Below are 19,129 nucleotides of genomic sequence, written 5' to 3' on the forward strand. Positions count from 1 at the left end.
TATGTTGACCATATAAAATAAATAGTGTATACTTATTTTAGAACAAACGTTCGTTAAATAAAGGATGGTGAACCCGAAAGGGAATTTTATGAATAATGAAAAAATAAAAGCATTAGAAGCAGCTATGGGTCAAATAGAGAAACAATTCGGTAAAGGTGCAGTAATGAAACTTGGAGAAAATAGTAAATTAAACGTAGAGGCTATATCTACTGGTTGTTTAAGTCTTGACATAGGCCTAGGCATAGGTGGTGTACCTAGAGGAAGGATAATTGAAATTTTTGGACCGGAATCTTCAGGTAAAACTACACTTGCTCTTCATATAGTTGCAGAAGCTCAAAAGAATGGTGGCTCAGCTGCGTTTATAGACGTAGAGAATGCACTAGATCCTGAGTATGCGAAAGCACTAGGAATAGATATAGAAAACCTAATAGTATCTCAACCAGACACCGGTGAACAAGCACTAGAGATTACAGAAGCCCTAGTTAGATCTGGAGCTATAGATGTCATTGTAGTAGATTCAGTAGCAGCACTAGTTCCTAAGGCTGAAATAGAAGGCGAAATGGGAGACTCTCATATAGGTCTTCAAGCAAGACTTATGTCCCAAGCTTTAAGAAAACTTGCTGGTTCTATAAATAAATCTCAATGTGTTCTTGTGTTTATAAATCAATTAAGAGAAAAAGTAGGAGTAATGTTTGGTAGCCCAGAAGTAACCCCTGGTGGTCGTGCACTTAAATTTTATGCTTCTGTTAGAATGGATATTAGAAAAATAGATACAATTAAACAAGGCGACGAATTTATGGGTAATAGAACAAGAATAAAAATAGTTAAAAACAAAGTATCACCTCCATTTAAGAAAACTGAATTTGATATTATGTATGGTCACGGAATATCTCGTGAGGGTGATGTTCTAGATATGGGAGTTACAGAAGAAATTGTACAAAAGAGTGGAGCATGGTTCTCATATGGTGATATAAGACTTGGACAGGGAAGAGAAAATTCAAAACAATATTTTAAAGAAAATCCTCTTGTTATGTTAGAGATAGAAAATAAAATTAGAGAAAAACATGATCTACCATTATATAAAAATTTTGAAGTTAAAAAAGAATCTGCTAGTGAAAAAAAAGAATCATCAAAAAAAGAAGTTAATAAAAAGGAAGCATAAAAGCAAGTTTTTACTTGCTTTTTTCTTTAATTAATAATTATTTGAAAATAGCACAAGTAAAATAACCAATTTGGATGTTATAATCTTGACATTAACTCAAAAATAATATAAGATAAATACAAATACTGGTTTAACATATTTTAATTGTTACGAATTGAATAAATATAGCACCTTTTCTATATTTCATATTTACTCTTAAATAGATTTGAAAATAGGCAAGGAGGTGTTGATAATCAATGGGTATTATTAGTGGTTTAACAATGTTCATAGTAGTTTCTACTATTTTGATTGTTGTTTTTTTAGGTATTTTTGTTGGAATTTATACAAGAAAAAATAAATCTCAAGCCAATATTTCTATGGCAGAAAAAGAAGCTAAAAAAATTCTTGATGATAGTGTAAAAGAAGCTGAATCAAGAAAAAAAGAAGCTATTTTAGAGGCTAAAGAAGAAGTTCACAGACTTAGAACTGATTTAGAAAAAGAATCAAGAGAAAGACGTAATGAAGTTCAAAGGTTAGAAAGAAGAAATATCCAAAGAGAAGAATCTTTAGATAAAAAAAGTGATGTGCTAGAGAGAAAAGAAGAAAATCTAAATAAAAAACAACAGCAAATTGAAATGTTAGAAGCAAGCGTACAGGATTTATACACGAAACAAAGAGGCGAACTAGAAAGATTATCAGGACTCACAGCAGATGAGGCAAAACAAGTTCTGCTTGATGAAATTAAAAAAGAAATTAAGCACGATGCAGCAATTATGATTAAAGAAATTGAAACTAAAGCAAAAGAAGAAGCTGACAAAAAAGCAAGAGAGATTATTACTTATGCTATTCAAAGATGTGCAGCTGATCATGTTGCGGAAACAACAGTTCATGTGGTTTCGCTTCCTAATGATGAGATGAAGGGAAGAATAATTGGTAGAGAGGGTAGAAATATTCGAACGCTAGAAACACTTACAGGCGTAGATTTAATAATAGATGATACACCTGAAGCAGTAATTCTTTCAGCATTTGACCCTATAAGACGCGAAGTTGCTAGAATAGCACTTGAAAAGTTAATAGTGGATGGAAGAATTCATCCTGCAAGAATTGAAGAAATGGTAGAAAAAGCTAAAAAGGAAGTAGATAGTGATATAAGAGAAGAAGGGGAACAAGCAACTTTTGAAACAGGGGTTCATGGACTTCACTCTGAGATTATTAGGTTACTAGGAAGACTTAAATACAGAACTAGTTATGGTCAAAATGTATTGAAACATTCTATAGAAGTATCGTATTTAGCTGGACTTATGGCATCTGAGCTTGGAATTGATCCAACACTTGCTAAAAGATGTGGGTTACTTCATGATATAGGTAAAGCTGTAGATCATGAGGTTGAAGGACCACATGCACTTATAGGTTCAGAAATAGCTAAAAAACACCATGAATCAGCTATTGTAGTAAACGCTATCGCAGCGCATCATGGTGACGTTGAGTTACAATCTCTTGAAGCAATACTAGTTCAAGCAGCAGATGCTATATCAGCTGCAAGACCAGGTGCAAGAAGAGAAACTTTAGAAGCCTATATTAAGAGATTAGAAAAATTAGAAGAAATTGCAAACTCCTATGAAGGCGTTGAAAAGTCATATGCTATTCAAGCTGGAAGAGAAGTGCGAATTATGATTAAGCCTGATGTAATCGATGATGCAGGTGCTGTTGAAATGGCAAGAAATCTAGTTAAGAGAATTGAAAATGAACTAGAATATCCAGGTCAAATAAAAGTAAATGTTATTCGTGAAACTCGAGCTATTGATTATGCAAAATAATTAAATATAATACTAAAATACCCCTTGAGATTAAAGGTATATTAAATCTCAAGGGGTGTTTTTTGCCTGGGATTGTAATATAAATACTATTTAAATTCAATTTAATAACTAAAAATCGGTCAGTTTTATTTACATCACAAAAAAAAGATGATATATTAATTAAGTACGAATTATGTCGTAAATTTTTATTTAAGCTCAAATGATGAAATAAATATAAGATTACATTAAAATTAATATAAAAATATACCTATAATATAGGTATTGGGGGTTAGAAAAATGGTATTATCTACTAAAGCAAAACAAATATCAACATCTTTAACATTAGAGATAACTGCAAAGGCTAAGAAAATGAAGGCCGATGGGATAGATGTAATAGGATTTGGTGCTGGTGAACCTGATTTTAATACACCCAAAAATATTAGAGACGCAGCAATAAGAGCAATTAATGATGGGATGACTAAGTATACAGCTGCTTCAGGCATTATTGAACTCAAACAGTCAATAATTAATAAATTAAAGCAGGATAACGATTTGACCTATATACCATCTCAGATTATTGTTTCATCTGGAGCAAAACAATGTCTAGCTAATGTATTTCAAGCAATTTTAAATCCTGGAGACGAAGTTTTGATTGGATCACCATACTGGGTTAGTTACCCTGAATTAGTTAAATTAGCAGATGGGAAACCTGTGTATGTAGAAACAAAGGAAATAACCAAGTTTAAATTAACAATTGAGAATCTTAATAAATCGGTAACTTCAAAATCTAAAGCAATTGTATTAAATAGCCCGAATAATCCTACAGGAACAGTTTATTCAAAAGAAGAACTTATTGAAATTGCTGATTTTGCAAAAATAAATAACTTAATTATAATCTCAGATGAAATTTATGAAAAATTAATATATGCAAATAATCCTCATATTAGTATAGCAAGTCTTTCAGAGGATGCTTACGCAAGGACTATAGTAATTAATGGTGTGTCTAAAGCTTATGCTATGACAGGGTGGAGAATTGGATATGCTGCAGGTAGTGCGGAAATAGTAGCATTAATGTCTAATATCCAAAGTCATACCACATCTAATCCAAATTCAATTGCTCAATACGCATCAGTTGAAGCATTGACTGGAGATCAAGGTGACATGGACAAGATGATTGTACAATTTAAGCTAAGGCGAGATTATATGGTAGAAAGAATTAATACTATAAATAATTTATCATGTATAAAACCTGAAGGTGCTTTTTACGTTATGGTAAATATAAGTCGAGTAATAAACAAATCAGTTATGGGGAAAGTTATAAAAAATTCAATTGATTTTTCAGATATTCTACTTGAAAAAGAAAAAGTTGCTGTTGTACCAGGTATAGCATTTGGAGCAGATAATTATATTAGGTTATCCTATGCAACTTCAATGGAGAATATAAAAAATGGACTTAATAGAATAGCTAATTTTGTTGAAAATATTTAAAATTGATTTACATAGTTTTTAATGATATTATAGTAGCATGGGTTAGTACTAACTCATGCTACTATTAAAGTATTGGGGTGAAGTGGATTGGTAACAAGAGAGGTTTTAGTTAATAATTCTAGAGGATTGCATGCTAGACCAGCTACATTATTAGTAAGAAAAGCAGCTTCTTTTAAATCAGATATAGGTATAGAATATATGGGCAAAAAAGCAAATATCAAGAGTTTAATAGGTATTTTATCTTTAGGTGTTGGTCCAAATACTATTGTAAACGTTATATCAAATGGTCTTGATGAAAAATTAGCCTTAGAAGAAATAATAACATTAATTAAATCTTTAGAAGACTAATTATAGCCTATACATTTTAAAAAGCTGCTAACTTACTGTTTGCAGCTTTTTAAAATGTTTAGAATTTAAGAAAATATTAAAGGAGATTATATATGGTAAATAATCTTATAGAGTTTAATTGGAATGCAGATGTAACAGTTGGTAATAAACACTTTATATCATATTTCCTTGAGATTAAAGCTAGGAAAAGTATTTATACATCCAAAAGCTATGAACGTGATATAAAAGATTTCTTTAACGTTGACTCTATTTCTGAAATTTATATTGAAGAGATTAAAAAGGTGTCTATTTTACATACACAAAACTACATAATGAAATTAATGGATAAAAACATGTCTTCGGCAACTATAAACAGAAAAATATCATCTTTGAGTGCTCTTTATAAATGGTTACTTAAATTCCAAGATAATTCAACAGGTATACAAATAATTAAATATAATCCTTTTGGAAATTTAAAAGAAGAAAAACCTGTAATTAATAATAAGGAAACAGAGTTCTTAACAAAAGAAGAGTGTAAAATATTATTAGAGAGCATAGATACATCTACTATACTAGGGTATAGAAATAAAACTATATTGGCACTTGCATTAACTACTGCACTTAGAAAATCTGAGATTATAAATATTAAAATAAAACATATTACTACGCATACAGGCTATGATGTAATAAAGGTGAGGCGAAAAGGTGGTAAGGACGACATAGTCAAAATTCAATTAAGCATTCTCACAATGCTAAATGAATATATCATGTTAACTAATAGAAGTAGAATAGCTAGTGGTGAGGAATATTTATTTATAGGTCACTCAACTAATGGGAATAATAAAGAAAAGTTAGATTCAAGTACATTAAATTACATGATTAAAAAAGCATGCAAAAATGCTGGTATAGAAAAAAACATAAGAGTTCATTCAACTAGGCATACAGCAATTACACTAGCAATTTTAGCAGGAGCCACTGTAGAAAAAGTTAGAGATTTTGCTGCACACAAAAATTTAGCAACTACTAATAGATATATTCACTCAGTAGATAAACTAAAAAATAATGCAGGAGATTTAATAGATGTTCTTTAATTAAGAAGTTTGCCTTTAATATAATGAAAATACGGATACAGAGGCGTCTAAAGACAATGGCATAAAGATACACCTTTCGACAGTGTTTAACACCATTATAGAGGCGTGAATGCGGTTAAAAGTGATACTAGACATACTATTATAAATAAATTAGTATTTTATTATAAATTAATATCTAAGTATGTTACAAAAATCACAGCTTTTATTTTTGTATTTAAAAAAACAGGGTGTTTGCAGTGTACATTTATCAACATGCATTAGGGCATCATGTCCTTATTACAATGAATTTATCAAAGAACTTTCAAAGAATTTTGAGGTAATTGGATATACTCATGGGGTAAAAAAATAGTAGAAAGTATATATATAATTTTTAAATCTAATTTTAATGTATTTAAATATAAAATTATTGAAACATGAATAGGAGTAAATTATGAAAATAGGTTATGCATGTTTACCACTTACTACAAATGCAAAAACAAATAGAAGATTAACTATTAAAAAGTTTTCTGAAAAGGTATTTCTAGAATTGCTTGCGGAAAATTTAATAGATTTAAGAAGAATACTTGAGAATAATGAGTTGTACAATATTAAATTATTTAGGATAAGCTCGGATATAGTACCATTAGCTAGTCATAGTATTAATCAAGTCCCATGGCATAAACATTTTCAAAAGGAATTAAGTGAAATAGGAGAATATATAAAAAAATGTGATATGCGGGTTTCTATGCATCCAGGTCAGTATACAGTGCTTAATGCTGAAAAAGAAGAGATTGTAATAAATGCTATTAAAGATTTAGAATATCATGCTTTATTACTCGATTCACTAGGTGTGGACTCAAGTAATAAGATTATACTTCATATTGGTGGAGGTTATGGAGATAAAATTGCAGCTATGAATAGGTTTATTAAAAATTTCGAGAGATTATCGAATTCAGTAAAAAATAGACTTGTAATTGAAAATGATGATAAAACATTTAACATAGATGATGTACTTTTTGTAAGTAGTGAAATTAATATACCGGTAATCTTTGATAACCTTCACCATGAGTGTAATCATGTAGTAGAAAAACCCATAAATGAAATAATGAAGAATGTAGCCAAAACTTGGAAAGATAAAGATGGAAATATAAAAGTCCATTATAGTCAGCAAAACGACGATAAACAAGTAGGAGCTCACTCGAATAGTATAGTAGTTAAAGAGTTTTTAAAATACTACGATGAGGTTAAAGAATTTAATCTTGATATAATGCTTGAGGTAAAAGATAAAGATATTTCAGCTATAAAATGTAATATATTAGTTGATAATATGGGAAAAAAATTAAAGAACACAATAATTGAAAAACAGTGGGCAAAATATAAATATGTACTTATGGAGAGAAATTATAAATACTATAAAGCTTGTAGTAAATTAGTAAAAGAACATTGTAGTATAGAAGAATTTTATGCGTACACGGATGAAATAATAGGTTATGATGTGGAGAGTGGAGGTTTTATAAATACTGCAGAACATGTATGGGGATATGTTAAAAACCATGTTAATGAAAAAGAAAAAAATCACTTTGAGAAACTTATTTTGGATATGACACGTAAAGATAAGGTTAAACTTTACTTGAAAAAATTATGTGAAAAGTACAATGCTGAATATATAATTAACTCATACTATTTTAATTATTAGTAAAATAAAAAACTATGAGCGTTAATAAAAACCACATGAAATCATGTGGTTTTTATTAACGTTAATTATAAAATTAAGCATATTTATTATATAATAACGATGAATTAAATAATTGTATTTACATAACTAAGATTATGTAAACCTATATTTAAAATGTAAACAAAAATTAATAACTAATGCTTTTGAAATAATTTGAAAAACCAAACGTTTGTTTGTATAGAATATATTTTTATTGTCAATAATTTAAAAAGTTATCAATAATTTTAAAAAATATTAAATAAAAGGAGAGATAATATATGAATACAGTATCAATAATAGGAAGAATAACAAGAGAATTAGAGCTCAAGAGTTTTAATGAGGGAAAAGGGTTTTATACTAGATTTACACTGGCAATTAATAGAGTATCACATAAGGATTTACAGCCAGAAGCTGATTTTATAAATGTAGTAGCGTGGAATGGAGCTGCAGAAACCATGTGTAAACATTTAAAAAAGGGAAGTCAAATTGGTATAACAGGAAGACTCTCTAGTAGTAGTTACACAGATAAAGATGGAAATAAAAAATATAGCACTGAAGTTGTAGCTGAAGATTTTAAATTCTTAGACAATAAACAACAGATAGTATAGTGTTCATAAGATTATTGCTGTGGTATAATTTAGAAAACAGTAATAATATAAAAGGTGAGGTAGTCTAATGAAAAGTATTGTTATAGCAGGAGGGTGTTTTTGGGGTGTAGATGCTTATATGTCAAGAATAAATGGTATTATTGAAACGAAGGTTGGATATGCCAATGGCACAAAAAAGAACCCTACATATGATGAGGTTTGTAGTGGAACTACTGGGCACGCAGAAGCATGTTTGATAAGTTATGATGAATCCATTGTATCTCTAAATGAAGTGCTAAATAAGTTTTGGGGAATAATAGATCCTACTGCTTCAAACAGACAAGGAGCAGATGTAGGGACTCAATACAGAAGTGGTATTTATTATACTGATAAGATAGATTTAGATGTTATATTAAGAACAAAGGACGAAGTTCAAAAAAGAAATAGTAAACAAATAGTTACAGAGATAGAACCTCTTATCTGTTTTTATGATGCTGAAGATTATCATCAAAAGTATCTACAAAAAAACCCAGGAGGTTATTGCCATATTAATTTAGACGATAACTAAATTAAAATAATAAAAACATTTACATTAAAATCATAAAAACAAGGAAGTGACCTTCACTTCCTTGTTTTTAAAAGTTAAATACATAATTATTTTAATACTAATAGATAAAAAATATAATATAAGCTATATTTTTAATGAGTCTTTATACATTTTTATTATATCTTCTCTTATTACTAGGTCAGGATGATTTTTTAATTTATATGTATTTGACATCATTTCGTCAGAATACGAAGATATGTCTGTAGAAGTAACACTATCCACACATCCGAGCATATCATTTAAAAAATTCCCGAGTTCATCTAAATTTTCTAGAGTTAATAAATATAAAATTTTCCTTACTTTATGTCCATCTACGCAAAATTCTAAATAAGACTTTAAGAGTATACCATTAGCTTTACCATGTGGCACATTATGAAAATAAGTAAGTGCATATCCCATTCCGTGAGGAAGGGAAGTACCTGCCTGTGCTATTACCATGCCAGCAATAGTAGAAGCTAACATTAATTTTTCTCTCACAACATAAGTAAAATCTTTTTCTTTTATCATGTTTAAACATTCACCAAATAATTTCAAACCCTTTTCTGCTAAGGCATCACTCACTATATTTGATTTTGCAGATAAATAACCTTCTATTAAATGGGATAAAGCATCTATTGAAGTATTAACAGTTATTCTCTCAGGCAAAAACATTAGATATTTTACATCAAGTAGTGCAACTTCAGGAAACACCTTTTGACATATACCATGTTTTGTTTGAAGTTCATTATCTGTAAGTATTGCATAAGGAGTTGTTTCAGTTCCAGTACCGGCTGTGGTTGGAACTGCAATAATAGGTACAGATTTTAAATTTGGACTATTAAACAAATCATATCTTGTAGCGGTTTGAGTTTTTATTAGTATACCGGCTGCTTTTGCGGCATCTATAGGAGAGCCTCCTCCAATACCAATAATAAAATTTGATTTTTGGTTTCTACCAAGTTTCGCAATGGCTTCTACGGTTTCTAAAGAAGGATTTTCTTCTACATCATTAAAAATATCGTAAGAAATTCCTTCTTTTTTAAGTGCGTTAGTAACATCTTCTAATGAACCATTTTTAATTGAAGAGGTTTTACCGGTTACAATTAAAGCTTTGTCCCCATAAGTGGAAAATAAAGCACAGTTTTTTAAAACTACGTCTTCATCTAATAATATTTTAGTTGGCATGTGATAATTAATAAACTTCATTATGTATCCTCCTTTTATAATATAATATATTATAACATTATAACATTATAACGTTATTAGTATTAATATAAATAATAAGCAAAAATAAATCTATAATAATTAGTCTAATTATAGAAAATAAACAAAAAATAATTATGAGCAATTGATTTTGTGTTAATATATATATATAATTCTACATGAAGACTTATATACATATATATTTAATTTGAATTTTATATAGTAAATAAAATAATATTAGGAAGTGGTATAGTGGAAGAACGTTTGCAAAAATTTATGGCAAGGTGTGGTGTTGCCTCACGTAGAAAATGTGAGGATATAATTACAGCTGGGAGAGTAAAAGTAAATGATTTAGAAGTTACAGAACTTGGACATAAAATAGATCCTGAGGAAGATGTTGTACAGGTAGATAATAAAATTATCAATATAGAAGAAAATAAAGTATATATTGCATTAAATAAACCTGAAGGAATTGTCTCTACTGTAAAGGATGAGAAAGATAGAAAAACCATTTTAGATTTAGTTAAGGTAAAAGAAAGAATATATCCTATAGGGCGTTTGGATTATGATACATGTGGTTTAATTATATTAACTAATGATGGTGATATCTATAACAGAGTTATTCATCCAAGGCAAGCAATTAACAAAGTATACATAGCAATCTTAGAAGGATGCCCAAATCAAGAAGAAATAGATAAATTTTGTAATGGTATTGATATTGATGGATATACTACAGCGAAAGCAAATTTTGAAATGACTAAAAGAGTTGGGTTTAACTGCAGGGCTACAATTACAATACATGAAGGTAAAAATCGCCAAATTAGAAAAATGTGCGATGCGATAGATCATCCGGTTATTGCACTCAAGAGAATTTCTGTTGGTGACATTAAACTCGGAGATATGGAAAAGGGGTCATGGAGAAATTTAACTGAAGATGAAATAGATTATTTGAAGAATTTATAATTAAATCATGCAATATATATGGAATAAAATTGAATTATTTAGCTGTATATAACAAAATTATAGATAAAAACGTTATATAAATGAATAATCCATTGAAAGTATCTTCAATAGATGATAAAATGAAATAAAAAAATTCATTTTATTGTCTATTGAAATTTTTATTTCATTAAATTGAGTTTTAAGATAGAAAGGATTGAGTTTATAATGGAAAATAACAAACAAGATTTGATGCGCGCTATTCAAGTCAAGTTTCCTCGCTTAAGTAAAGGTCAGAAGTTAATAGCAGAATACATATTAAAACACTATGACAAGGCTGCATTTATGACAGCAGCTAAATTAGGTATTAGCGTAGGAGTTAGTGAATCCACTGTTGTAAGATTTGCTAATGAGTTAGGATTTAGTGGTTATCCAAAACTACAGAAATCACTACAAGAATTAATTAAAAACAAATTGACAACCGTTCAAAGAATTGAATTATCTAATGACTTTATTACGCAAGAAAATGCGCTGAAAGGTGTACTTAAAGCTGATATGGAAAATATTAGAGCTACACTTGATAAAATAAATCACAAAACTTTTGAGGATATAGTAAATTCATTATTTAAAGCTAAAAAGATATATATAATTGGGCTTAGAAGCTCATCAGCACTCGCAGAATTTCTAGCTTTTTATTTGAATTTAATTTTAGATAATGTTAAGGTTGTTGCTTATGGTGTAAGTGATATATTTGAGCAAATGCTAAATGTTTCTGAGGAAGATGTTGTAATTGGAATAGGATTTCCTAGATATACAACAAGAACAATAGAAGCATTAGCTTTCGCTAAAAGTAGAAATGCTAATGTTGTAGCAATAACAGATAGTTTATTATCTCCGATAGCAGCTAAAGCAGATTATACATTGATAGCACAAAGTAATATGGCCTCATTTGTTGATTCTTTAGTAGCACCACTTAGTGTAATAAATGCTTTAATTATTGCTGTGGGTTTAAGAGAAAAAGAAAAAATTTCAAGTACATTTTCTACTTTAGAAGAGATTTGGGAAGAATATCAAGTTTATTCTTTTAAAGATAAAGAAGATAGAGAATAAATCTAATAAAATAATTCTTAGTAACACGTTCTATGAGAATCCTTTTATTGGGATTTTCTTTTGATTTTTTGTAATTTTGAATTAGGTTAAATAAAATAATATATTAAGTTATAATAGTAAACATAATAAGGGAGTGATTTTGTGTCAAAGGTAATTATTATTGGAGGAGGACCAGCAGGAATGATGGCAGCTGTTACAGCTTCATCAAAACATCATGTGGTACTCATAGAAAAGAATGATAAATTAGGAAGAAAACTTTATATAACTGGTAAGGGTAGATGTAACATTACAAATGCAAAGGATATTGGGGATTTCTTCGAAAATATACCATGCAATCCTAATTTTTTATATAGTTCTTTATATTCATTTACAAATGAAGATACAATGAATTTCTTTAAGGCGTTAGGGGTTAATCTTAAAGTTGAAAGAGGAGATAGAGTATTCCCTGAATCAGATAAATCTTCTGATATAATAAAAGCTTTTAATAACGAATTAGCAAATAAAAATGTTGAAGTATTATTAAATTCAAAAGTGAAAAAGCTAATTCGCGATAATCAGAGGATAGTTGGTGTTGAACTTGCTAACGGAAATATCATATATGGAGATTATTTCATATTATGTACTGGTGGCTTATCATATCCGAAAACTGGTTCATCTGGTGAAGGACTAACTTACACTCGTGGTTTAGGGCACAACATTATTACACCTAGACCATCCCTTGTGCCAATTGAAGTAGAAGAACTATGGATTACAGATTTACAGGGTCTTTCTCTAAAAAATGTAGAATTAAAGATTATGAATAGTAAAAATAAGAATATATATAAAGAATTTGGAGAAATGATTTTTACTCATTATGGTATTTCAGGACCTATTGTCTTAAGTGCCAGTAGTTTTGTGAAAGATGGAGAAAAATTAATGGCTTTGATAAATTTAAAACCTGCTTTAAGTGAAATCCAACTTGATAAAAGAGTTCAAAGTGATTTCTTAAAATATGCAAATAAAGCTTTTAAAAATTCATTAAATGATTTACTTCCTAGCAAATTGATTAATACAATAATTCAATTATCGAATATTGACGAAGATAAACAAGTTAATTCGGTTACTAAAGAAGAAAGAAGAACACTAGTTAATTTACTTCAAAATTTACCACTTCACATAAAGGGTCTTCGCCCAATAGAAGAAGCAATTATAACTAGTGGTGGTGTAGATACTTTAGAAATAGATGCCTCTACCATGAAATCAAAGAAAATTGACAATTTATCTTTTGCAGGTGAAATGATAGATGTAGATGCATACACAGGCGGTTACAATCTTCAAATAGCATTATCAACTGGAAGTTTAGCTGGAAATAATGTAGGGATAGATTAACTACTTAATTTAAGTAGTAGTAGTTTAATAAAGGTCGGGAGGAGAGTATAATGATATTTTCTGTTGCCATAGATGGACCTGCAGGTGCAGGCAAAAGTACTATAGCAAAAATAGTAGGTGAAAAATTCAATCTTATGTATATTAACACAGGTGCAATGTATAGAGCAGTTACACTTAAGGCTATGAATGCAAATATCTCAGAAAATAATGTAGATGGGTTAATAAAACTAGTTAAGTCTTTAGAAATGCATTTTGAAGAGGATCATATAATTGTTAATAATGAAGATTTGACGGACATGATAAATATGCCTGTTATAAGCAATAATGTTTCAAAGTACGCAGCTGTTCCTGAAATCAGAGAAATTCTTGTTGACTTGCAACAAGATATAGCTAAGAAATACAATGTTATTATGGATGGACGAGATATTGGTACTGTAGTACTTAAGGATGCACTATTTAAATTTTACTTAACAGCATCTGGTGAAAAAAGAGCCCAAAGAAGGTATGAAGAATTAATCGCTAAAGGATTACAAGTTGATTATAATACGATTCTAAATGATATTATAAAAAGAGATTATAGCGATACACACAGAGCGGTTAATCCACTTACAAAAGCCAAAGATGCAATTGAAATAGATTCTTCGAATTTAGACATTGATGGAGTAGTTCAAGTAATAACATTACGGATGAATTCAGAGATTATAAATAATAAGTCAAGCATCTAAGACACGCTTTAAGGAGATGTCCCAATGAGACAAATAATACTTGCAGATTCAGCTGGTTTTTGTTTTGGAGTGAAACGAGCGGTAGATACAGCTATTAACATGAGGAAAAAGTATAATAATAAAATATATACATTAGGTCCACTTATACATAACAATGATGTTGTGGATTTTTTGAAAGAAAATTTAATATATCCAATAGAACTTAATAATATTGATAGTTTAAAAGAAAACGATACTTTAATTATAAGATCACATGGAGTATCTGAGGACACTATAAATATTTTAAAAAATACTAACCTTAATGTAATAGATGCAACATGCCCGTATGTTTCAAATATTCATAAAAAGGTGAAAAAATATTACGATCTAGGGTATCATATAATTATTGTAGGAGATAAAAGTCATCCTGAAGTAATTGGGATTAATGGATGGTGTAAAAACAACGCAATAATACTTAAGAGTGGTGATGAGTTAGATTTAATAGCAAATAGGGTATGTGTAGTAGCACAGACGACAGAAACACAAGCTACTTGGGAGAATGTATTGACTAAAGTTATAAAAACTAGCAAAGAAATAGTTGCTTTTAATACTATTTGCAGTGCAACAGAAGTGCGCCAAAAATCTGCAGAGGAACTTTCAAAAAAGGTTGATGCTATGATTGTTATTGGTGGATTTAATAGCTCTAATACTACAAAACTTTATGAAATATGCAAGAAATATTGTAAAAATACAATATATGTTGAGAATGTATTAGGTATACCAGATGAATTTATAAAAGATAAAAACCTAAGGATTATTGGAGTTACAGCAGGAGCTTCAACCCCAAATTGGATTATAGATGAGGCAATTTTAAAAATGAGTTAAATATTGTTTTCGAATTAGATTAAAAATAAAAGCGTGTAACATAAATTTATGTTTACACGTTTTTATATTTTTCATATATGAGTTGATATATTTGCATGATATAAGTAATATATAAGTATATGAAAAATACATATCTGTATTTTAGGATTATTGAATAATAAATAAAATTAATAATATAGTATTAGTAATAGATTTATAATTAGAAAAGTATTATACTTTTATAGATAATCAAATTCGGTTAAAATAAAAATTAATGGAGTAAGGATAAATGCATAAGTTAATAAGTCTAAGTTTGAAAAATATTGATAATTTCAGAAAGCTTAATCAATTTAATACTAATTTTAGTCTATCAAACAAAAATTTCTTTGAGTTATATGATAATAGTAATATTTTTCAAAGATTGTTTCTAAGAAAAAATGTTAACTTACTATTAGAAGAAAATAATTATATAGGTTATATATGGTTTGAAAAGCAAAATAAATATCATAGTGATATAAATTCAATGAATGTAATAGAGGATAACAATACAATATTTCTTTATAAAACCTTAATTAGTTCACTTGTGAATAATAATTTGATAACTTATGAATGTGAAGATAATATAACGAATATGAATATTTTAAATAAGTTAGGGTTTGAGAAAAGCAAAGGATTTATTGAACTAGAAAAAGAGTTCAAAGAATACCTTAATACATTTTCTGATGATAGAATTAGTTTTTCTGTAGTGAAAAAGGATAAAGATGAAAAGGCACGATGTTTACTACAAAATGAAATATTTAAAAATGATGATAGAATTCCGATAAATATAGAAGATATTTATTATGATGAAGCACAGGAATATTATTTTGATAAAGGCGCAATATTTATTAAATTTGATAACATACCCATTGGATATGGACAAATAATTATTGAAGATAAAGTTGCAAGTATAGTGAATTTTGGAATAATAGAAAAATACAGAAAAAAAGGATATGGAAAAGTGTTTTTAAGACATTTACTTAATATAGCTGTGGATAATGAATTTTCTAGGGTATCTTTAAAGGTTGATTCCAATAATGTTATAGCTTTGAATTTATATATTGATTTAGGATTTAATATTAAAAAAGAATTTTATACTTGGCAAAAACTGAAGTTAAATAATATAAAAAGAGATAGATAATGGTTCATAAAATGAACCCTCATCTATCTCTTTTTATGTTGTTTATTTTTTACTTGAAACTACTTTTTAATTTCGATATATTTTTTAATAGCTATTGCTAAAATTTCCATAGCATCTTGTAATGCAGTTGTATTTAAGCAGTAGGATAACCTGATTTCATCTACTCCTAATCCTTTAGTACCATAAAAACCTTCTGCAGGGGCAACCATTATTGTTTTATTATTATGCTCAAAATCTGTCAATAACCATTTAGCAAAGTCTTCGCAATTGTCTATTGGAAGTTTTGCTACAACATAAAAAGCACCTGTTGGTTTTTGGCAAATTACTCCTGGTATTTTAGTTAAGTATTTATGTAATATATTTCTTCTTTGCTCATATTCGTTTTTTACATCTTCAAAATAAGATTTAGGAGTGTTTATTAAATTAGCAGCGGCCGCTTGCTCAATTGCAGGTACACAGAGCCTAGTTTGTCCTAATTTAAGAATCTCACTCATAAGTTCTTTGTTTTTTGATGCAACTAAACCAATTCTAGCACCACATGCACTGTAACGTTTAGAGATACTATCAATTAAAATTATGTTGTCTAAGACATCGGTCATATATAAAGCAGATGTATATTTTAAATCATCATAAACAAACTCTCTATAAACTTCATCAGCAATAAGAAATATATTGTTTTCTTTTGCAATATTAGCTAGCATTCTTATTTCATCTTTAGTGTATACAACGCCAGTAGGATTTCCTGGGTTTGACACCATTATTGCTTTAGTTTTATTTGTAATTTTACTAGTAATATTTTCTTTACAAGGTAGATGAAATCCCTCTTCTGCTTTTGTAATAAATGGAACGATTTTAACTGATGCAACATCAGCTAATCCATTGTAATTTGTATAAAATGGTTCAGGAACTACAATTTCATCACCAGGGTCACAGATGGCCATAAGAGTAAACATTATTGCTTCAGAGCCACCATTAGTTATCATAATTTCATCTTTGGTAAAATCTATTCCCCATTCTTTATAATACTTTATAAAACTTTCAATTAATGGGTCGGTACCTCTAGAATTAACATATTTAAGTACCTTATCAGTATAGTGTTTCATACCCTCCATGAATGTTTCAGGAGTATTTATATCTGGTTGCCCTATGTTAAGATGATATACACTAACACCTCTTTTTTTAGCTTCATCGGCAAATGGAGCTAGTTTACGAATCGTTGAAAATTGCATTGCGCTAATTCTGTTAGATAATTTCATATTGTTACCCTCCCATCCAAATTTAAAACTAACTAAATTCTTTTATTATGTTTTCGACAGGCGCACTTGATACTTTCATGTCTACCATATTGCTATAGTTACACTTAGAGTAATAACATCTGTCAACTATACAATCAAATCGTATTTTTTTATCTCTAACGCTTTCTTCTTTTTTTGCATCATACATATTAAATCACCCCTTTTAGGTAGTATTTCCTAAAATTCGGATTTAATTTAAAAAGCAAAAATAAATGTTAGAGCTAATTTAAAAAAACTGATTCAATTGTATATTATTTTCTAAATTACATTAGAAAAACAATTATTAATATTATAAACTAGTTTTTACATATAGTCCAAGTAAATTAATTAAATATTCTCAATTAGTAAAAATGACTTTAAAAATGCATTGAAATTATATATAATGATAGATAGTAATACTTTTTTTAAAAAGGAGAATACACTAATGAATGAAATGCTTAAATACTATATAGAAACATGGGGTTGTCAAATGAATGAGGAGGACTCCGAAAAATTATCCGGTATGTTAATACCAGTAGGGTATAAAAGAACTACAGAAAAGGCCGCTGCTGACATAATTATATTTAATACCTGTTGTGTTAGAGAAAATGCAGAGCAAAAGGTTGACGGGAATATAGGTGCTTTAAAAACAATGAAAAAAGAGAATCCAAAGCTTGTAATTGCTGTTATTGGCTGTATGATGCAACAAGATGGAATGGCAAAACATATTATCACTAAATTTCCATTTGTAGACATCATAATTGGGACACATAATGCGCATAAATTCCCAGAGTACTTAAAAAGAATACAAAACGGTGATTCATCAATAGTTGAAATTTGGGATAAAGAAGAGAAGATAATCGAAGGAATTCCAATAGATAGGCAAAGTAATATAAAAGGTTTTGTAACTATTATGTATGGTTGCAACAATTTCTGTACTTATTGTATAGTGCCTTATGTAAGAGGAAGAGAGAGAAGCCGTAATCCAGAAGATATTATAAATGAGATAATCACTATGGTAGGACAAGGGTATAAAGAAATAACTTTACTTGGCCAAAATGTTAACTCTTATGGAAAGGGATTAATTCCTAATATAAATTTTGCAGAGCTGCTTAGGAGAATTAATGAGATTCAAGATTTAGAAAGAATTAGATTTATGACATCTCATCCAAAAGATTTATCCGATGAGGTAATAGAGGTAATTGCTGCGAGTGATAAACTTTGTGAGCAAATTCATTTACCGGTGCAATCAGGTTCATCAAATCTCCTTGGTAGAATGAATAGACATTATGATAGGCAGCAGTATTTGGACTTAGTTAAAAAAATAAGAAAAACTATACCTAATGTAGGATTAAGCACAGATATTATAGTTGGATTCCCAGGAGAAACTGAAGAGGATTTTGCAGAGACTCTAAGTCTTATGGAAGAGGTAAGATTTAATTTAGCATTTACGTACCTTTACTCTAAAAGGAAGGGCACGCCAGCAGATGAAATGCTAGAGCAAGTTCCTGAGGATGTTAAACATGAAAGATTTAACAGATTAGTTGAAGTTGTTAATAGAAACTGCGCAGAGAGAAACAAGGAATGTGTTGGTAAAATTGTAGAAGTGCTTATAGAAGGTTATAGTAAAAATGACAAGAATAGATTAGCAGGAAGAACTAGAAATGGAAAATTAGTAAACTTTGAGGGTAACCATAAAGCTATTGGTGATCTTGTATCAGTTCTTATAACGGATGCTCACTCATTCTCACTTATTGGTGAAGAAATATAATTTATAT

The 19,129-nt window shown here is 29.1% G+C and carries 17 protein-coding genes and 1 pseudogene; 15 read left to right on the plus strand and 3 right to left on the minus strand.

Translation table 11 applies throughout. The features are described 5' to 3' along the window. The first annotated feature begins 88 nt into the window (after positions 1 to 88). The 8 genes from recA to msrA all read left to right on the plus strand — a co-directional run bounded on the left by recA (position 89) and on the right by msrA (position 8,691). Positions 89 to 1,162 (plus strand): recombinase RecA, encoded by a 1,074-nt coding sequence (recA, locus tag KPL55_RS04525; protein WP_216305514.1) that lies wholly within the window; start codon positions 89 to 91, stop codon positions 1,160 to 1,162. Between the two features lie 260 nt (positions 1,163 to 1,422). Continuing rightward, entirely contained in the window at positions 1,423 to 2,958 is a 1,536-nt protein-coding gene (gene rny, locus KPL55_RS04530) for a ribonuclease Y (protein ID WP_376770425.1), read from the plus strand. A gap of 276 nt (positions 2,959 to 3,234) precedes the next feature. Beyond that, complete coding sequence (locus KPL55_RS04535; protein WP_216305516.1) at positions 3,235 to 4,425, plus strand: pyridoxal phosphate-dependent aminotransferase; 1,191 nt, start codon at positions 3,235 to 3,237, stop codon at positions 4,423 to 4,425. Between the two features lie 87 nt (positions 4,426 to 4,512). Continuing rightward, a complete protein-coding gene (locus tag KPL55_RS04540; RefSeq protein ID WP_216305517.1) occupies positions 4,513 to 4,773 on the plus strand; it encodes an HPr family phosphocarrier protein in 261 nt (86 codons plus the stop codon). A 92-nt stretch (positions 4,774 to 4,865) separates the two neighbouring features. Next, entirely contained in the window at positions 4,866 to 5,843 is a 978-nt protein-coding gene (locus KPL55_RS04545) for a tyrosine-type recombinase/integrase (protein ID WP_216305518.1), read from the plus strand. 430 nt (positions 5,844 to 6,273) lie between these two features. Then, the gene (gene uvsE, locus KPL55_RS04555) at positions 6,274 to 7,518 is read left to right on the plus strand and encodes a UV DNA damage repair endonuclease UvsE (RefSeq protein WP_216305520.1); all 1,245 of its coding nucleotides are present in this window, start codon (positions 6,274 to 6,276) and stop codon (positions 7,516 to 7,518) included. 296 nt (positions 7,519 to 7,814) lie between these two features. After that, positions 7,815 to 8,144, plus strand: coding sequence for a single-stranded DNA-binding protein (locus KPL55_RS04560; protein WP_216305521.1), 330 nt, complete (start codon positions 7,815 to 7,817; stop codon positions 8,142 to 8,144). A gap of 67 nt (positions 8,145 to 8,211) precedes the next feature. Beyond that, on the plus strand, positions 8,212 to 8,691 hold the full coding sequence (gene msrA, locus KPL55_RS04565) for a peptide-methionine (S)-S-oxide reductase MsrA (RefSeq protein WP_216305522.1): 480 nt from the start codon (positions 8,212 to 8,214) through the stop codon (positions 8,689 to 8,691). A 123-nt stretch (positions 8,692 to 8,814) separates the two neighbouring features. Here the strand turns inward: msrA and KPL55_RS04570 are convergent, their stop codons facing one another. Continuing rightward, entirely contained in the window at positions 8,815 to 9,915 is a 1,101-nt protein-coding gene (locus KPL55_RS04570; RefSeq protein WP_216305523.1) for an iron-containing alcohol dehydrogenase family protein, read from the minus strand. Between the two features lie 249 nt (positions 9,916 to 10,164). Between KPL55_RS04570 and KPL55_RS04575 the strand changes: the two genes are divergently transcribed. From KPL55_RS04575 to KPL55_RS04600, 6 genes and pseudogenes are all read left to right on the plus strand, one after another. Further along, positions 10,165 to 10,875: a pseudouridine synthase gene (locus KPL55_RS04575; protein ID WP_216305524.1), complete on the plus strand. Its 711-nt coding sequence runs from the start codon at positions 10,165 to 10,167 to the stop codon at positions 10,873 to 10,875. 204 nt (positions 10,876 to 11,079) lie between these two features. Beyond that, positions 11,080 to 11,961 (plus strand): MurR/RpiR family transcriptional regulator, encoded by an 882-nt coding sequence (locus tag KPL55_RS04580; protein ID WP_216305525.1) that lies wholly within the window; start codon positions 11,080 to 11,082, stop codon positions 11,959 to 11,961. A 141-nt stretch (positions 11,962 to 12,102) separates the two neighbouring features. Then, positions 12,103 to 13,329: a BaiN/RdsA family NAD(P)/FAD-dependent oxidoreductase gene (locus KPL55_RS04585; protein ID WP_216305526.1), complete on the plus strand. Its 1,227-nt coding sequence runs from the start codon at positions 12,103 to 12,105 to the stop codon at positions 13,327 to 13,329. A 50-nt stretch (positions 13,330 to 13,379) separates the two neighbouring features. Then, positions 13,380 to 14,054, plus strand: a complete 675-nt coding sequence (gene cmk, locus KPL55_RS04590; RefSeq protein WP_216305527.1) for a (d)CMP kinase — start codon at positions 13,380 to 13,382, stop codon at positions 14,052 to 14,054. A gap of 24 nt (positions 14,055 to 14,078) precedes the next feature. Continuing rightward, positions 14,079 to 14,915, plus strand: a pseudogene (locus tag KPL55_RS04595) (4-hydroxy-3-methylbut-2-enyl diphosphate reductase); the annotation flags it as partial. A gap of 271 nt (positions 14,916 to 15,186) precedes the next feature. Continuing rightward, on the plus strand, positions 15,187 to 16,077 hold the full coding sequence (locus tag KPL55_RS04600; RefSeq protein WP_216305529.1) for a GNAT family N-acetyltransferase: 891 nt from the start codon (positions 15,187 to 15,189) through the stop codon (positions 16,075 to 16,077). 59 nt (positions 16,078 to 16,136) lie between these two features. Here the strand turns inward: KPL55_RS04600 and KPL55_RS04605 are convergent, their stop codons facing one another. Then, a complete protein-coding gene (locus KPL55_RS04605; RefSeq protein WP_216305530.1) occupies positions 16,137 to 17,333 on the minus strand; it encodes a pyridoxal phosphate-dependent aminotransferase in 1,197 nt (398 codons plus the stop codon). A 28-nt stretch (positions 17,334 to 17,361) separates the two neighbouring features. Continuing rightward, the gene (locus KPL55_RS04610; protein ID WP_216305531.1) at positions 17,362 to 17,520 is read right to left on the minus strand and encodes a hypothetical protein; all 159 of its coding nucleotides are present in this window, start codon (positions 17,518 to 17,520) and stop codon (positions 17,362 to 17,364) included. A 276-nt stretch (positions 17,521 to 17,796) separates the two neighbouring features. Here KPL55_RS04610 and miaB point away from each other — a divergent pair, with 276 nt between their 5' ends. Continuing rightward, a complete protein-coding gene (miaB, locus tag KPL55_RS04615) occupies positions 17,797 to 19,122 on the plus strand; it encodes a tRNA (N6-isopentenyl adenosine(37)-C2)-methylthiotransferase MiaB (RefSeq protein ID WP_216305532.1) in 1,326 nt (441 codons plus the stop codon). The last annotated feature ends 7 nt before the right edge of the window (positions 19,123 to 19,129 follow it).

The organism is Clostridium lacusfryxellense, assembly GCF_018861735.1.
GTDB lineage: Bacteria > Bacillota > Clostridia > Clostridiales > Clostridiaceae > Clostridium_AD > Clostridium_AD lacusfryxellense.

Excerpts from the sequence above, each read along its gene's own strand:
- cmk (WP_216305527.1), top strand. The coding sequence starts at position 13,380 with ATGATATTTTCTGTTGCCATAGATGGACCTGCAGGTGCAGGCAAAAGT.
- KPL55_RS04560 (WP_216305521.1), top strand. The coding sequence starts at position 7,815 with ATGAATACAGTATCAATAATAGGAAGAATAACAAGAGAATTAGAGCTC.
- KPL55_RS04545 (WP_216305518.1), top strand. The coding sequence starts at position 4,866 with ATGGTAAATAATCTTATAGAGTTTAATTGGAATGCAGATGTAACAGTT.
- miaB (WP_216305532.1), top strand. The coding sequence starts at position 17,797 with ATGAATGAAATGCTTAAATACTATATAGAAACATGGGGTTGTCAAATG.
- KPL55_RS04580 (WP_216305525.1), top strand. The coding sequence starts at position 11,080 with ATGGAAAATAACAAACAAGATTTGATGCGCGCTATTCAAGTCAAGTTT.
- recA (WP_216305514.1), top strand. The coding sequence starts at position 89 with ATGAATAATGAAAAAATAAAAGCATTAGAAGCAGCTATGGGTCAAATA.
- rny (WP_376770425.1), top strand. The coding sequence starts at position 1,423 with ATGTTCATAGTAGTTTCTACTATTTTGATTGTTGTTTTTTTAGGTATT.
- KPL55_RS04570 (WP_216305523.1), bottom strand. The coding sequence starts at position 9,915 with ATGAAGTTTATTAATTATCACATGCCAACTAAAATATTATTAGATGAA.
- KPL55_RS04535 (WP_216305516.1), top strand. The coding sequence starts at position 3,235 with ATGGTATTATCTACTAAAGCAAAACAAATATCAACATCTTTAACATTA.
- KPL55_RS04600 (WP_216305529.1), top strand. The coding sequence starts at position 15,187 with ATGCATAAGTTAATAAGTCTAAGTTTGAAAAATATTGATAATTTCAGA.
- KPL55_RS04605 (WP_216305530.1), bottom strand. The coding sequence starts at position 17,333 with ATGAAATTATCTAACAGAATTAGCGCAATGCAATTTTCAACGATTCGT.
- msrA (WP_216305522.1), top strand. The coding sequence starts at position 8,212 with ATGAAAAGTATTGTTATAGCAGGAGGGTGTTTTTGGGGTGTAGATGCT.
- KPL55_RS04610 (WP_216305531.1), bottom strand. The coding sequence starts at position 17,520 with ATGTATGATGCAAAAAAAGAAGAAAGCGTTAGAGATAAAAAAATACGA.
- uvsE (WP_216305520.1), top strand. The coding sequence starts at position 6,274 with ATGAAAATAGGTTATGCATGTTTACCACTTACTACAAATGCAAAAACA.